Source organism: Comamonas sp. B-9 (genome assembly GCF_000410635.1).
Classification (GTDB): Bacteria; Pseudomonadota; Gammaproteobacteria; order Burkholderiales; family Burkholderiaceae_C; genus Comamonas.
The window spans coordinates 19,031-34,672 of record NZ_APCR01000130.1; the positions used below are offsets into that span (position 1 = coordinate 19,031).

The window sequence follows — 15,642 nt, forward strand, 5'->3', positions numbered from 1 at the left end:
GCGGTTCAGGCCGTCTTGCTCACATCCAGCTTCAGCGATTCGATCATCGCCTCGCGGATCTTGAACTTCTGGATCTTGCCGGTCACCGTCATCGGGAAGGCCTCGACAAACTCGATGTAGCGCGGCACCTTGTAATGGGCCACCCGGCCCTTGCAGTAGCTGCGCAGCGCCTCGGCATCCAGGCTTTGGCCGGCCTTGACGATGACCCAGGCGCAGAGCTCCTCGCCAAAGCGGCTGTCGGGCACGCCCACCACCTGCACATCCTGCACCTGCGGGTGGGTGTAGAGGAACTCCTCGATCTCGCGCGGGTAGATGTTCTCACCACCCCGGATCACCATGTCCTTGATGCGGCCGACGATGTTCACATAGCCGTCGGCATCCATCGTGGCCAGGTCGCCGGTGTGCATCCAGCCATCGCCATCGATGGCCTCGCGCGTCTTGGCCTCATCACCCCAGTAGCCATGCATGACGGAGTAGCCGCGCGTGCAGAGCTCACCGGATTGGCCCGGGGCCACGGTCTCGCCGGTCTCGGGGCTGACGATCTTGACCTCCAGGTGCGGATGCACCTTGCCGACGGTGGACACGCGCCTGTCCAGCGGCGTGTCGGTCGAGCTTTGGCAGCTGACCGGGCTGGTCTCGGTCATGCCGTAGGCGATGGTGATCTCGGACAGATGCATCTGGCTGACCACGCGCTTCATCACCTCGATCGGGCAGGGCGAGCCGGCCATGATGCCGGTGCGCAGGCTCGACAGGTCAAACTCGGCAAAACGGGGGTGGTCCAGCTCGGCGATGAACATCGTGGGCACGCCATGCAGGCCGGTGCAGCGCTCGGCCTGCACCGTCTCCAGCACCGTCAGCGCATCAAAGCCGTCATTGGGGTAGACCATGGCCGCGCCATGCGTCATGCAGGCCATATTGCCCAGCACCATGCCAAAGCAGTGGTAGAGCGGCACGGGGATGCAGAGCCGGTCTTCTTCCGAGAGCTTCATCGCCTCGCCAATGAAATAGCCATTGTTGACGATATTGCGGTGGGTCAGGGTGGCGCCCTTGGGGAAGCCCGTGGTGCCACTGGTGAACTGGATATTGATCGGGTCGTAGGGCGTCAAAGTGGCGCCGATCTGCGCGACCTGCGGGTCGGCCGCATCACCGCTGGCGATAAAGCGCGAAAAGCGCTGCATGCCTGCCTGCTCCTGGCCCTGGCCTGCGACATCGATCCAGACCACCAGGCGCAGATCGGGCAAGGCCTCAATCTGCAGCGCAGCGCTGGCCTGGGTTTCCAGCTCAGGCGCCAGTGCGCGCACCATGCCCAGGTAGTCGCTGGTCTTGAAGCGCTCCATCACAAACAGCGCCTTGCACTGCACCTTGTTGAGCGCATAGGCCAACTCCGAGGTGCGGTAGGCCGGGTTGATGTTGACGAGGATGATGCCCACATGGGCGGTGGCCAGCTGCAGCAGCACCCATTCCACATTGTTGTGCGACCAGATCCCCACCCGGTCGCCCTTGGCGATGCCAGCGCGCAGCAAGGCGCTGGCCAGTTGCTGCGAGTGCTCCAGCAGCTGCTGGTAAGTAAGGCGCAGGCCCTGGTGGCGGCTGATGAGCGCATCGCGCGCGCCAAAGCGCGCTGCCGTCTCGCTCAGCTGCTGGCCGATGGTCTTGTTCAGCAGGCGCGGCTCGCTGGCGCCCCGTGCATAGCTGCTGGTCAATCTGGTCTCGCTCATGGTGTCTCCTGTCCGCCGCCCAACCAGCCGGGTCGGCGGCCCTGTTCCTTGTCTTTCAGGATACGCGAGCGTGCCGCGCAAATGATGGCAGGATGGTTGCAAATGTCGCCAGTACAATGGCCCTGCTTGGCGCTTTTTAAACCCCACCCTCCATGCCCAAACCGCTGCCCTCCTCTGCCGTCGTGCACCACCCCGCCGTTACGCCCATGGCCTTTGTCCGGGCCATCGCGCGGGCCTACCAGCACCGGGGACTGAGTGCGGACCGCGCACTGCAATTGGCGCAAATCGATCCCTTGGCGGTCGAAAAAGATGGCCCCGGCATCACCGCCCTGCAGTTCGAGACCCTCTCCGATGCCGCCATGCAGGACCTGGACGACGAGGCACTGGGCTGGTTCAGCCGGCGCCTGCCCTGGGGCAGCTATGGCATGCTGGCGCGCGCCTCGCTCACCAGCCCCAACCTGGGGGTGGCGCTCAAACGCTGGTGCCGCCACCACGGCCTGCTCACCGATGACCTGGCGCTCAGCCTGCAGGTGCAGGGCGAGACGGCCACGGTCGAGATCATTGAGCACACGGGCCTGGGCGAGCTGCGCGAGTTCTGCCTGGTGTCCATGCTGCGCAATATGCATGGGCTGTCGAGCTGGTTTGTCGATTCGTCGCTGCCGCTGTTCAAGGTGAGTTTTCCGTTCGAGGCACCGGCCCATGCCGATGTGTATGCGCTGCTCTTTCCCGGCGATGTGCAGTTTGGCGCGCCAGTCACCCGCATGCAGTTTGATGCGCGTTATCTCGCCTTGCCAATTGCCCGCGATGAGGCCGCCTTGCAGCGCATGCTGCAGCGCGCGCTGCCGCTGACCGTGCGCCCCTACCGGCGCGACCGGCTGATGGTGCAGCGTGTGCGCCAGCTGCTAGCCGCCGACCCCTCGGCGATGCACAGCGCCGACAGCCTCTCGGCCAAGCTGCACCTGTCGCTGCGCACCCTGCACCGCCAGCTGAAGGACGAGGGTGCATCGCTGCAGGCCTTGAAGGACGAGGTGCGGCGCGAACGCTCGCTGACCCTGCTGCACCGCAGCAACCGCCCCATCAAGCAGATCGCGCAGTTGGCGGGCTTCAGCAACGACAAGAGCTTTATCCGCGCCTTTCGCACCTGGATGGGCATGTCCCCGGCCGAATACCGCAAGAGCACCCGCCCGCCGGCCTGAGGCGCAGCGGATGTTGGCCTGAACACCGGCCCGATTTGCAACCTGGCTGACACCTGCAGGGCAGCCGCTGGCGTCCATTCGTGCCAAGATGGCGGCACAACATCGGATGGAGACTTGCTGTGATCGAGCTGTACCACTGTGTGAGCGCGCGCTCGTTCCGCGCGCTATGGATGCTGGAAGAGCTGGGCCTGCCCTACCGGCTGCAGATGCTGCCCTTTCCGCCCCGCGCACTGGCCAAGCACTACCTGGCACTCAATCCGCTGGGCACCGTGCCCCTGCTGATCGACGGCGACACGCGCATGACCGAGTCATCCGCCATCTGCCAGTACCTGGCGAGCCGCGACCCGGCGCAGCGCCTGGAGGTGCAGCCCAGCGACCCCGCCTATGGCAGCTACCTGAACTGGCTGTACATGTCCGATACGACCTTGACCTTTCCGCAGACCCTGGTGCTGCGCTACCAGTTCTTTGAGCCCGCCGTGCGGCGCCAGCCCCAGGTCGCCCAAGACTACGAGCGCTGGTTTCTGGGCCGGCTGCGCGCACTGGAGACCGCCGCCCAGGCGATGCCGGCCGACCAGCCCTACCTCTGCGCAGGCCGCTTCACTGCTGCCGATGTGGCCGTGGGCTATGCGCTGATGCTGTCGGACTACTTGGGTATGTCCTCGCAATGGGGGCCGGCCACCCAGCACTACTGGATGCACCTGCAGCAGCGCGCGGCCTTTCTGCGCAGCCTGGAGGTTGAAAAGCAGGCCGCGCTGGACCAGCAGATCGACCCCATTCCATCGCCCTTGATCCGGCCCTGAACCTGCCTTGAAGTCCACCGACATGATCGCCATCACCGACCACACCACCATCGGCCAGGCCTTGCAGGCCGCCATTGCGCGCTACCCTGATCACAGCCTGCTGGCGGTACCTGCCAACCCCAAACGCAGCTACCTGCCCGAGGGCTGCGAGTTCAGCTACACGCAGGCCGGCGCCCATATTGCGCGGCTGCAGGCCCACTACCAGGCAGCGGGCTATGGCGTGGGCCACCGTGTGGGCCTGTTTCTGGAAAGCCGGCCCGAGCACCTCTGGCACAAGCTGGCGATGAACAGCCTGGGCATCTGCTGTGTGCCCATCAATCCCGACTACAAGCGCCGCGAGCTGAACTACCTGATCGACCATGCACAGCTGGACCTGGTCATCTGCCTGCCCGAGCGGCTGGAGGCGCTGCAGCAGTCGCTGCAGGACACGCGCAACCAGCCGGCCCTGGTCTGCACCGATCCGCAAGATGGCAGCGCCATCACGCTACCGCCGGCCCGCTCGCAGCCCTCGGGCAGCCTGAGCGCCGACACGCCCGCGAGCATCCTCTACACCTCGGGCACCACCGGCCAGCCCAAGGGCTGTGTGCTCTCGCATGCCTATGAGCTGGCCGCTGGCAAATGGTATGCGTCCCACCCCGGCCATGTGTCGATCCAGGAGGGCCGCGAGCGCCTGTTCAACCCGCTGCCGCTGTTCCATGTCAACGCCTCGATCCTGTCGTTCTACTGCATGCTGCTCACCGGCGGCTGCCAGATCCAGACCGACCGTTTTCAGCCCAGCCGCTGGTGGGAAGAGGTGGCCCGCAGCCGCGCCACCATCGTCCACTACCTGGGCGTGATCATTCCGCTGCTGCTCAAGCAGCCGCCATCCGATTGGGAAAAGCAGCACTGTGTGCGCTTTGGCTATGGCGCGGGGGTGGAGCCGCAGCTGCATGCCGCCTTCGAGCAGCGCTTTGGCTTTCCGCTGATCGAGCTCTGGGGCATGACCGAGGTGGTGCGCACCCTCTCCGACCATGGCGACGACCGCCAGGTGGGCACACGCTCCTTTGGCCGTGGTGCGCCGGGGCTCGAGGTACTGGTGGCCGATGAGAGCGGCCAGCCGGTGCCGCCCGGCACGCCTGGCGAGATGCTGGTGCGCTACTCGGCCGAGACCCCGCGCAAGCATTTTTTCAGCGAATACCTGGACAACCCCGAGGCCACCGCCAAGGCCTGGGAAGGCGGCTGGTTCCACACCGGGGATGTGGTGGTGCAGGACCCCGATGGCCTGCTGCACTTCATGGACCGGCGCAAGAACATCATCCGCCGCTCCGGCGAGAACATTGCCGCCGCCGAGGTCGAGGCCGTGCTGCTGTCCCACCCCAAGGTGCACCAGGTGGCCGTGCTGGCCGCGCCCGATGACATCCGCGAAGAAGAGGTGCTGGCCAGCATTGTGCTGACGGACGGCGTCGCACCCGGCACCGCCATCTGCCAGGAGCTGTTTGCGTTCTGCCAGCAGGAGATGGCCTATTACAAGGTGCCAGGCTGGTGGTGGTTCACCGACGAGATCCCCACCACCGGCACGCAAAAGATCCAGAAGCACCGGATTCTGGCCGCTGGCCAGGATGTGCGCAGCCTGCCCCAGGTGCTGGACATGCGGGCGCACAAAAAGCGCTGATAACGCTGGGCCCGCTGCTGCACTGCAAACCGGGCCAAGTAGCTAGCCTGCGCGGCGCAGCAGGTCGGCGCCCTTCTCGCCAATCATCATCGTCGCCGCGCAGGTGTTGGCCGAGGTAATCTCGGGCATCACCGAGGCATCGATCACGCGCAGCCCCTGCAGGCCATGCACGCGCAATTGGGCATCAACGACGGCACCTGCCTCGGGCCGGGGCCCCATGCGCGCCGTGCCGTTGAGGTGGTAGGACGAGACACCGTAGCGGTAGATAAAGTCCAGGATCTCGTCATCGGACTGCACCTGTGGGCCCGGCATGACCTCGTCCACCCGGTAGGGCGCCAGCGCCTGGCTCTGCAGCAAGGCCCGGGCCTGGCGCACACCACGGATGAGGGTCTGGCGGTCGCCCTCTTCCGCCAGATAGCGCGGCTGCACCACTGGATCAGCCAGTGGGTCGGCTGACGCCAGTTGCACCGTGCCCATGCTCTGCGGCCGGTGCTGCCAGACGCCGCAGGTCATGCCCGGAAACACATCGAGCTGGCCGACATAGCCTTCGCGGTAGCTGGCTGGGGAGAACACGCCTTGCAGATCGGGCCGCGCGAGCCCCGGCTGCGAGGCCGCGAACCAGTGCACCACCGACGGGCTGAGCTGCAAAATATTGGGCTTGCCGCGCAGCCATTGCCATGCCTGGCCCCAGAGGCGTGGCACACGCGCCAGTTCGTTGATCGTGGTGGCGCTCTTGACCGACGCGACCAGCCGCACCGAGAAATGGTCCTTGAGGTGCTGGCCCACACCGGGCAAATGCACCTGAGTGACAATGCCCAGCGCGCGCAGCTGCTCGCCGTCACCAATGCCCGACAGCTGCAGCAGCTTCGGCGTGTTGATGGCGCCGGCGCTGACGACCACCTCGCGCCGCGCCATCACCTGGCGCCGCACGCCGTCCTGCAGGTATTCAACACCACAGGCGCGGCCGTCCTCAATCAGAATGCGCAGCGCCTGCGCGCCGGTCCGTACATCCAGGTTGCCGCGCCGCACAGCCGGGCGCAGAAAGCAGCCCGCCGTGCTCATGCGCCAGCCGTTGTGGATGCTGCGCTGGAAATAGCCCACGCCTTGCTGGTAGGCGCCGTTGTAGTCCGGGTTGCGTGCCAGGCCCTGCTCGGCGGCGCCCTCCAAAAAAGCCTCACAGATGGGATGCGGCCAGTGCGGCAGGCTGACCTTCAGCGGCCCGTTGTGCCCCCGCAGGGCCGGATCGCCACCATCGACAAAATGCTCGCTGCGCTGGAAATACGGCAGAACCTCGTCGTAGGACCAGCCGGCATTGCCCTGCGCCGCCCAGCCGTCAAAATCCTCGCGCTGGCCCCGGTTGTAGACCAAACCATTGATGGAGGTGGATCCGCCCAAAGTCTTGCCCTGGGGCAGCGGAATGCGCCGGCCGCCGGTGCGCTCGGTCGGCTCGGAGCTGAACTGCCAGGCCACCGCCGGGTTGAAGATCACCTTGATAAAGCCGGCCGGCAGCTTGAGGTAGGGCCGGTGGTCGGGCGGGCCGGCTTCGAGCACGCAGATGCGCAGCGCAGGGTCCTCGCCCAAGCGGGCGGCGACGATCGCGCCGGCCGCACCGCTGCCGACCACCACATAGTCAAAGCTGTCGGCTGCCGGCGCGCTCATGCATGGGCTCCCAGATACGCGGCACGCACCTTGGGGTCACGCCGCAGATCGGCAGCGGCGCCCTGCAGGGTGAAGTGCCCCGTCTCCAGCACATAGGCGCGGTCGGCCACCGCCAGCGCCTGGTTGGCCATCTGCTCCACCAGCAAGATGGTGACGCCCTGCGCCTTGAGCTGGCGCACGATCGCAAAGATCTCCTTGACGATCAGCGGCGCCAGGCCGAGCGAGGGCTCATCGAGCAGCAGCAGCTTGGGCCGCGACATCAGCGCGCGCGCAATGGCCAGCATCTGCTGCTCGCCGCCCGACATGGTGCCGGCCATCTGCGCGCGGCGCTCCCGCAGCCGGGGGAAGGTGTTGAACTGCTGCTCCACATCGGCGGCAATCGCAGCGGCCCCATCCTTGCGGTGGTAGGCGCCCAGCAGCAGGTTGTCATGCACGCTCTGGTCGGCAAACACCTGGCGCCCTTCAGGCGACTGGGCAATGCCAAAGGGCACACGCAGGTGGCCGGGCATGCGGGTGATGTCCTGGCCCAGAAACTCGATACGGCCGGCGGCTGTGGGCTCCAGGCCCGAGATGGCCTTCATCAAGGTGCTCTTGCCCGCGCCATTGCCACCGATGATGGTGACCACCTCACCGGCATGCACCTGCAGCGACACCCCTTTGAGCGCCTGAACCGCCCCGTAGTGCAGCTCCAGCGCCTCGACACGCAGCAATGGTGTTTGCTCAGGCATGGGGGCCTCCGTTCATCGCGTTGTCCTCGGTTTCATCGTCGCTGCCCAGGTAGGCGGCAATCACGCGCGGGTTGCTTTGCACCTGCTGGGGCGTGCCTTCGGCAATCTTCTGACCGTAGTCGAGCACGATGACATGGTCGGACACGGCCATCACCAGGTCCATGTGGTGCTCGATCAGCAGCACGGTGATGCCCAGATCGCGGATGCGTGCAATCACCTGGATCAGCTCCTGCGTCTCCTGCGGGTTGAGGCCGGCGGCCGGCTCATCGAGCAGCAGCAGGCGCGGGTGGGTGGCCAGCGCGCGCGCCAGCTCCAGCCGGCGCTGCAGCCCATAGGGCAGGCTGCCGGCAGTGTGCAGCGCCTTGTCGCGCAGCTGCAGGCGGTCGAGGATCTGCAAGGCCTCGTCACGCGCAGCGAGCTCAGCGCGCCGGGCCTTGCCCACCCCTATCAGGCTGGCAAAAAAACCGGCCTGGATATGCGCGTGCAAGCCGACCTTGACGTTGTCGAGCACGGTCATGTCGCTGAAGAGGCGCAGGTTCTGGAAGGTGCGGCCCAGGCCCATGCGGGCAATCCGGTTGGGTGAGACACCCACAATGCTCTGCCCCGCAAACTGGATCGAGCCGCGCTCGGGCACCACAATGCCCGACAGAATGTTGAGCAAGGTCGTCTTGCCCGCGCCATTGGGCCCGATCAGCGAATGCACATGGCCGGGCTTGATGCACAGGTCCACCTCATTGGTCGGCACCACCCCGCCATAGGCCTTGTAGATGCCGCGACCGTCCAGCAAGCCTTCTGCGCCGGTACTGGCCAGCGGCGCGGCCGACTTGAGCTGCCAGGCCGGCAGATCCTGCGGCAGCTGCGGCGTGGGCAGCAGGCCCGGTGCGTATTTGCGCGCCAGGCTGCGCAAGGTGCCGGCCAGGCCATTGGGCATGGCGTAGAGCGCAAACAGCAGCAGCGCACCATAGGTGAAATGCTGGACACCCGGCCAGCGCGACAGAAGCGAATCGAGCAGGGTCAGCACCACCGCACCCAGCAACGGCCCGTAGACGGAGTTACCGCCAAACAGCACCACCAGCAGGAAGAACACCGACAGGTTGAAGGTGATGAAGTCCGAGTTGATGTACTGGTTCTGCTGCGTGATCAGCGCGCCGGCAATGCCGCAGGTAAAGGCGCTGATGACAAAGGCCAGCACCTTGAACTTGTAGACGCTGACGCCCACGCTCTCGGCCGCCACCTCGGCGGTGTTGACGGCCATGAAGGCGCGGCCAAAACGCCCCGCCAGCAGGTGGCGGAACATCACATGCAGCACCACGCACAGAGCCAGCACAAACCAGACCCAGTGCGAGGAGGCAAACATCTGATCGCCGAGCTTCAAGGGCACCACACCATAGATGCCCTGCTGGCCGGCAAACACATCCTGCCATTCCGAGACGACCTTCTCGACGACGATGCCAAAGCCGATGGTGACCATCGCCAGCGCCGGGCCCTTGACGCGCAGCGCAGGCAGCGCAATCACCACGCCAAACAGCCCGGCCAGCACACCGGCCATCGCGAACGCGGCCCAGGGGTTCCAGCCCCAACGGGTGGTGAGCAGGGCCACCGCATAGGCGCCCACGGCAAACAGGCCGGCATGGCCCAGTGATTTCTGGCCGGTGTAGTTCACCAGCACATTCAGCCCCGAGGCGGCGATGTAGTTGACCCCGATCAGAAAGACGATGCGCAGGTAAAAGTCGTTGCTGGTCATCAGCGGGATGACGGCCACCAGCGCCGCCACCAGGGCCAGCCAGCCGTAGTGCTTGATCTCGCTGTTCATCAGACTTTCTCCACGATCTTCTGGCCCAAGAGGCCCTGGGGCCGCACCACCAGCACCACGATGATCAGCAAGAAGATGCTGATCTCGCGCATCTCCGCCTGCCACAGGCCCACCAGGGCCTCAATCAGGCCCAGCACAAAGCCGCCCAGCATGCAGCCGCGCGGGCTGGTCAGCCCACCCAGAATGGCCGAGGAGAAGGCCTTGAGCGCCAAGGTCATGCCCATGAACACCGAGGCGGTGGTGATGGGCGCAATCAGCAAACCGGCCAGGCCCGCCAGGCTGGAGCTGATGACAAAGGCCAGTACGACGATAGCCGTCACATTGATGCCCATCAGCGTAGCGGCACTGCCGCTTTGCGCGACGGCGCGCACGGCCTTGCCGATGCGGGTGTGGCGCATCACATAATCGAGCGCGAGCAGCACGGCCACGCTGCAGACCAGCACCAGCACCTCTTGGGGCAGCACACCGGCATTGCCGATGCGCAGCACCTCGCTACCCAGCGGCGAGGGCATGACCAGCGGCGCCGGGCCCCAGATGGCCAAGGCCGTGTTCTGGATGATGATGCCAAAGCCGATGGTGCTCATCACCCAGGCCATGCCGCCGCGCCCCACGAAGGGCCGCACGGCGGCGTAGTACAGCAGCAGGCCCAGCAGCGCCAGGACGGCCATCGTGCCCACCAGGCTGAGCACATAGCGCCACAGGCTGACATCGGCGGGCAGCAGGCTGTCGGTGATGTTCTTGCCGACGAGCAGCAGCAGCACCGAGACCGCGACAAACGCGCCCGCGACCAGGAACTCGCCCTGGCCAAAATTCAAGGTCTTGGTGGTGTTGAAGGTGATGTTGAAACCCACCGCCACCAAGGCATAAATACTTCCCAAGGCCAGCCCGCTAAAGACCGCCTGCAGTATCGAATCCAGCATACGCACCCCAGACACATTGCCGCTAAAAAACCAGGCCTGCGGACCGCATGGGGCGGGCGCAGGCCTGACGAGTCGATGCCTTACTTCATCAGATCCGCTGGCGTCAGCGACTTGTAGACACTGTCTTCAAAGCGCACCACGTCGCTGCCCTTCCAGCGGGCGAGGTAGAAGTCGCCCACGCTCAGGCCTTCGTGGTTGGTCTTGCTAAAGGGCTTGTCATAGGTCTTGATCACGCCTTCGGTGCTGTTCAGGTTTTCCAGCGCAGCAGCGACCTTCTCGCCATCGGTGCTGTTGGCCTGCTTCATCGCAGCGGCCAGCAGCATCACCGAGTCATAGGCCTGGGCGGCGCAGGGGAAGGTGGTCAGGGTCGGGAAGTTCACGCGCACGCGCTGGCCCAGGGCCTTGGTCTTGGCAGAGGTGTCTTCGGTCGTCGAGGCGGCCATGATCAGGTGCTCGGCCAGCTTGGTGCCCGCCATCTTGGGCAGCAGCGAGCTGAGGTTGCCCCAGGTGCCCAGCGTCGTGGGCATGTAGTTGATCTTCTCCATGCTGCGCAGCACCTGGGCGGCGCCGTCGGCAATGCCGTAGATGATCACGGTGTCCGCACCCGCCGCCTTGATCTTGTTGAGCTGCGAGGTCATGTCGGTGTCTTTGGGACCGTACTTTTCAACGGCCACCGGCTTGATCCCGTGCAAGGCCAGAATCTCGGTCGCATCCTTGATGCCGCCCTGGCCGTAGCCGGTGGAGTCAGCCAGGATGGCGATCTTCTTGTCCTTCGAGGCCTTGACGGCATAGGCGCCCAGCAGCGCGACCTGCTCGCGGTCCACCATCGAGATGCGGTAGAGGTAGTTCTGCGGCTCCTTGGCGTAGCGCGTGGTGATCTCGGTGGCGGTGCCGATGGGCACGATCACCGGCACCTTCTTTTGCTGCGGAATATGCAGCCAGGCCAGCGCATTGCCAGAGTTGGCCGGGCCCACGATACCGCTGACTTTTTCGCTGTCAATCAGCTCCTGCACGGTCTGGATGGCCTTGGGCGGCGTGCCCTGGTCATCGCGCACCACGCCCACCAGCTTGCGGCCCATGATGCCACCGGCCTTGTTGATGTCCTCGATAGCGGCTTCAAAGCCCCAGCGGCCGGAGATGCCGAGCTCGGCCACGCCGCTGGCCGATTGGTCGGCGGTGTAGCCGATCTTGATGTCCTGGGCCTGTGCCGAAAATGCCAAAGTGCTGGCCACCAGTGCCGCAGCCTTCGTCAAACGATAGACGAGCTTGTTCATGTTTGTCTCCTTGCTTTGTTGTCAAATCTCTTGGTCAGCCCCCACCGCACGCACGAGGCCCTTGTCTTCTTCAATATAGCGGCGGATGCCGCAAACGCTCTTCTGGGTTTCTCCTAAGTAAGAGTTCGTAACTACAACCCCTTAGTGGCGGTGCTCGGCCAGCAGCAGATCAGCGACCTTTTCGGCAATCATCATCGTCGGCGCGCCGGTATTGCCCGAGGGCATGGCCGGCATCACCGAGGCATCGGCCACCCGCAAACCGCTGATGCCATGCACGCGCAGTTGGGGGTCGACCACGGACTGGCCATCGCTGGCCGCACCCATGCGGCAGGTACCCATGAAATGCCAAGCCGTACTGCCCCGCTCACGGGCAAACTGCAGCAGTTCCTCGTCCGATTGCAGCTGGGAGGACGGCGCCTCATCGCTGGCCACATAGGGCGCCAAGGCCGCACTGTGCAGCAGGCGACGGGCCTGGCGCAGGCCCTCCACCACCAGGCGCTGGTCGGCCTCATCGTGCAGGTAGTGCGGCTGGATCACCGGGCTGTCCCAGGCATGGGCCGATGCCAGGCGCACATGGCCCCGGCTCTGCGGCCGCAGCTGGTAAAAGCCCAGGGTCATGCCGGGAAAATCATCGAGCTGGCCGGCAATGCCGGAGGCATAGCTGCCCGGTGAGAAATGGAACTGAAAATCGGCCCGGCCGCCTGGCGCTTGTGCCGATGAAAACGCATAAGCCACCGAAGGGCTGATGGCCAGAATGCTGGGTTTGCCAGCCAGCCAGCGCGCCACCTGGCCCCAGAGCCGCCAGCCCCGGGCGGTGGTGTTCAAGGTGGGCGCGTTCTGCACCCGCACGATGGAGCGCAGCATCATATGGTCCTGCAGGCCCTGGCCCACGCCCGGCAGGTGCTGATGCACCGCAATACCCAGGTCCTGCAGGCGCTGCGCATCGCCCAGGCCGGACAGGTTGAGCAGCTTGGGCGAATTGATGGCACCGGCCGTCACCACCACCTCGCGGCTGGCCTGCAGGCGCCGCAGCGGGCCGCCGGGCTCGGCCGCGTACTCCACACCGGTAACACGCGCGCCCTCCATCACCAGGCGGCTGACCTGGGCGCGGGCGATGACCCGCAGATTGGCGCGCCCCTTGGCCGGGCCCAAAAAGGCCTTGGCGGCACTGACCCGCCAGCCCCGGTGGATCCAGCGCTGGTAATAGCCAGCGCCCTCCTGCTTGCCTGCGTTGTAGTCCTTGCCCGAGGGAATGCCCTGGCTGGCCGCACCGGCGATAAAGGCATCGCACAGCGGGTGGCGCCAGTCGCAGTCGGTGATCGGCAATTCACCTTCCAGCCCCCGGTAGTTCACATCGCAGATAGCCAGGCGCCGCTCCGAGCGCTTGAAGTACGGCAGCACCTCGTCATAGGACCAGCCGGTGGCGCCCTGGGCTGCCCAGTCGTCATAGTCCTGGGCCTGGCCACGCACATAGTTGAAACCGTTGACAGCGCTGGAGCCGCCCAAGGTGCGGCCTAGCTGCGCGACCACCTGGCGGCCCATCGTGGCGGCATCGGGCGCAGTCTTGAAAGGCCAGGTGTAGCGCGGGTTGTAGCCAACCTTGATAAAGCCGGCGGGGATATGGATGTAGGGGTGGTGATCGGGTGGGCCGGCCTCCAGCAGGCAGACCTGGAAGCGGCCCGATGCGCTCAGGCGGTTGGCGAGGATGCAGCCAGCCATGCCGGCACCGACAATGATGAAGTCAAACGCTGCATCCCACTCATGCACAGGCCCCATAACAACTCCAGGTGGCAACCAGACGAAAAGTCTAGGTGCAGCCTGGCATCCGGCCTGTCGCTTCAGTGTCCGCCTCTGCGTCTGGGGCGGATCTTAAAGCTCAGGCAGCGACGGCCGATGCGCGGGCCACGCGCTGGGGCAAATCGGCCATGTGTTCAAAGAACTCGCTGGCACCAGCTGCCGCCAGATCGGCCTGCGAGCAGACCACATGCGCTGGCGGGTGGTAGGCCCACACGGTAGCGCCGGCTGCCACACCCGCCTGGGTGCCGGTCACGCTGTCTTCAATCACCAGGCAACGCTGCGGATCGGCGCCCAGCGCGGCAGCCGCGGCCAGGTAGACATCCGGGAAAGGCTTGGTACGCGGCATCTCATGGCCGCTGAAAATGCGCCCTTCAAAATAGGGCAGCAAGCCGGCAATGCGCAGCTGCATCACGATCTTCTTGCGGTCCGCACCCGAGGCGCAGGCAATCTGCCCGTTGAACTGCACATGCAAGGCCTTGATGGCCTCCACCGCGCCTTCGATGGCTTTGACATCCTGCTCCAGCGCCACATTGCGGCGCGCATAGAACTCTTCCATCCAGGTATCGGTCAGCGGCTTGCCGGTGTTCGCCTCGATCAAGTCCTTCTGGCTGCGCACCATCTTGCCGATGAACAGTTGCAGGCAGTCCTCGGACGACAGCACCCAGCCCGCTTCATTGAGCATCGCGCACAGCACCCGGTTGGTGATGACTTCGCTGTCCACCAACACACCATCGCAATCAAACAGCATGGCCTCAAAGCCTGCATTGGGGTTCATTTTGGGATCCTCGAAAAATGGCAGGTGGTGATCAGAATTGGTCACCATCCAGATAAAACCAGCGGCCTTGCTCCTGCACAAAGCGGCTGCGCTCATGCAGGCGCACCGCGCGCCCTTGCAGCTTGTAGCGGGCGACAAACTCCACCTCGGCATGGCTGTCATCTAGCAGCTCAAAGGCCTTGACCTGCAAGCCCAGCCAGCGGCACTGCGGCTCAAAATCGAGCTGCGATGGACGGGTCGAGGCATGCCAGGTGGCTAGCAGGTAGGCACGCTCCTCCCGCACAAAGGCGCTGTAACGCGATCGCATCAGATGCTCGGCATCCGGTGCCGGCATGCCCTCAAAATCAGCAATGAAGCGGCCGCAACAGTCGCTGTAGGCGGCGCCGGATTCACAAGGGCAGAGGGGCTGCGCGGGCGATGGAGGTTTCTTCGCCATGGCTTAGCGCAGCGCCCCAAAAACCTTGCGCACGGCAGCATTGGCGCTGCCCAGCGGGTTCTGTCGAATCGCGCGCTCCTGCTCACCAATCACGGCGTATAAACCGTCGAGGGTCTTGCCAGTCACATATTGGTTCAGGTCCAGCGCATCGCTGGACACCCCAAAGCTCGATGCCTTGCCCACCAACTGGTTGTACTGCTGCACCACACCGACCTGGCCGGTCGCCTGGGTCACCACGGGCAAAAAGCGCTGCGTCAAAGGCTGGCGTGTCTTTTCCATAAAGAAGGTGGTCACCGAGTGGTCACCACCACTCAGAATGCGTTTGGCATCATCGAGGGTCATGCGCTGCACCGCGTCCAGCAGCACATCCTTGCCCATCGGCACGGCCAGCTCGGCCGCGCGGTTGATGCCCTGCTCCACCTCATCCACATAGCGGCCCTGGCCAAAGCGGCGCATCATCTTGGCCGCCTCACCCATATAGCCTGGCAGCGGAATGCGCAACTGCGGGTTGTTGAAAAAGCCCCCGCTTTGGCCCAGCTGGGACACTGCCACCTGCGCGCCCTGGGTCAGCGCGGCCTTGATGCCCTGGCTGGCATCGGTATTGCTCAGATCGGCCAGCGAAAGCGCGAACGCCGGAGACACCGCACCGGCGCCGCCCAGCAGCGTCAATAGATGCAGCAAACGGCGGCGCTGCGCCTGGCGCAGACAGCTTTGCTCGGTCATGGCAGTCCTTGAAAACACAAACCAGCTATTGTGCCAAACACCGGCATCCAGCCGTGCGCGAAGGTGCTTGCCGGGGCAGCGCTGAAGCGCAAAACATAGTCAGCCGGAGGCTTGGGAAGGGTGCCAGATGGTGCCGGCCAAAAGAAAAACCC

General features: G+C 65.1%; 13 protein-coding genes. 3 read left to right on the forward strand and 10 right to left on the reverse strand.

Features of this window, described 5'->3' with window-relative positions:
• Positions 1-5: 5 nt before the first annotated feature.
• Positions 6-1,718, reverse strand: coding sequence for an AMP-binding protein (locus H928_RS0100950; RefSeq protein WP_021024801.1), 1,713 nt, complete (start codon positions 1,716-1,718; stop codon positions 6-8).
• 152 nt (positions 1,719-1,870) lie between these two features.
• Here H928_RS0100950 and H928_RS0100955 point away from each other — a divergent pair, with 152 nt between their 5' ends.
• The 3 genes from H928_RS0100955 (at position 1,871) to H928_RS0100965 (ending at position 5,365) form a co-directional block, all read left to right on the forward strand.
• Positions 1,871-2,914, forward strand: a complete 1,044-nt coding sequence (locus H928_RS0100955; RefSeq protein WP_021024802.1) for an AraC family transcriptional regulator — start codon at positions 1,871-1,873, stop codon at positions 2,912-2,914.
• A 119-nt stretch (positions 2,915-3,033) separates the two neighbouring features.
• Positions 3,034-3,714, forward strand: a complete 681-nt coding sequence (locus H928_RS0100960; protein ID WP_021024803.1) for a glutathione S-transferase family protein — start codon at positions 3,034-3,036, stop codon at positions 3,712-3,714.
• 7 nt (positions 3,715-3,721) lie between these two features.
• On the forward strand, positions 3,722-5,365 hold the full coding sequence (locus H928_RS0100965; RefSeq protein ID WP_021024804.1) for an AMP-binding protein: 1,644 nt from the start codon (positions 3,722-3,724) through the stop codon (positions 5,363-5,365).
• Between the two features lie 42 nt (positions 5,366-5,407).
• On the opposite strand, the gene H928_RS0100970 is transcribed toward H928_RS0100965, so the two are convergent.
• From H928_RS0100970 to H928_RS0101010, 9 genes are all read right to left on the reverse strand, one after another.
• Complete coding sequence (locus H928_RS0100970; RefSeq protein WP_021024805.1) at positions 5,408-7,024, reverse strand: GMC family oxidoreductase; 1,617 nt, start codon at positions 7,022-7,024, stop codon at positions 5,408-5,410.
• Positions 7,021-7,752: an ABC transporter ATP-binding protein gene (locus H928_RS0100975; RefSeq protein WP_043338144.1), complete on the reverse strand. Its 732-nt coding sequence runs from the start codon at positions 7,750-7,752 to the stop codon at positions 7,021-7,023. The genes H928_RS0100970 and H928_RS0100975 overlap by 4 nt, the downstream gene beginning before the upstream one ends.
• On the reverse strand, positions 7,745-9,565 hold the full coding sequence (locus H928_RS0100980; RefSeq protein ID WP_021024807.1) for an ATP-binding cassette domain-containing protein: 1,821 nt from the start codon (positions 9,563-9,565) through the stop codon (positions 7,745-7,747). The genes H928_RS0100975 and H928_RS0100980 overlap by 8 nt, the downstream gene beginning before the upstream one ends.
• Complete coding sequence (locus H928_RS0100985) at positions 9,565-10,485, reverse strand: branched-chain amino acid ABC transporter permease (RefSeq protein ID WP_021024808.1); 921 nt, start codon at positions 10,483-10,485, stop codon at positions 9,565-9,567. The genes H928_RS0100980 and H928_RS0100985 overlap by 1 nt, the downstream gene beginning before the upstream one ends.
• Before the next feature lie 80 nt (positions 10,486-10,565).
• Positions 10,566-11,759, reverse strand: a complete 1,194-nt coding sequence (locus H928_RS0100990; RefSeq protein WP_021024809.1) for an ABC transporter substrate-binding protein — start codon at positions 11,757-11,759, stop codon at positions 10,566-10,568.
• A 141-nt stretch (positions 11,760-11,900) separates the two neighbouring features.
• Positions 11,901-13,535 (reverse strand): GMC family oxidoreductase, encoded by a 1,635-nt coding sequence (locus tag H928_RS0100995; RefSeq protein ID WP_021024810.1) that lies wholly within the window; start codon positions 13,533-13,535, stop codon positions 11,901-11,903.
• A 100-nt stretch (positions 13,536-13,635) separates the two neighbouring features.
• Positions 13,636-14,331: an HAD family phosphatase gene (locus H928_RS0101000; RefSeq protein ID WP_027010388.1), complete on the reverse strand. Its 696-nt coding sequence runs from the start codon at positions 14,329-14,331 to the stop codon at positions 13,636-13,638.
• Positions 14,332-14,362: 31 nt separating this feature from the next.
• A complete protein-coding gene (locus H928_RS0101005) occupies positions 14,363-14,767 on the reverse strand; it encodes a YchJ family metal-binding protein (protein ID WP_021024812.1) in 405 nt (134 codons plus the stop codon).
• Positions 14,768-14,770: 3 nt separating this feature from the next.
• On the reverse strand, positions 14,771-15,490 hold the full coding sequence (locus H928_RS0101010; RefSeq protein WP_021024813.1) for a DUF4197 domain-containing protein: 720 nt from the start codon (positions 15,488-15,490) through the stop codon (positions 14,771-14,773).
• Positions 15,491-15,642: the final 152 nt, after the last annotated feature.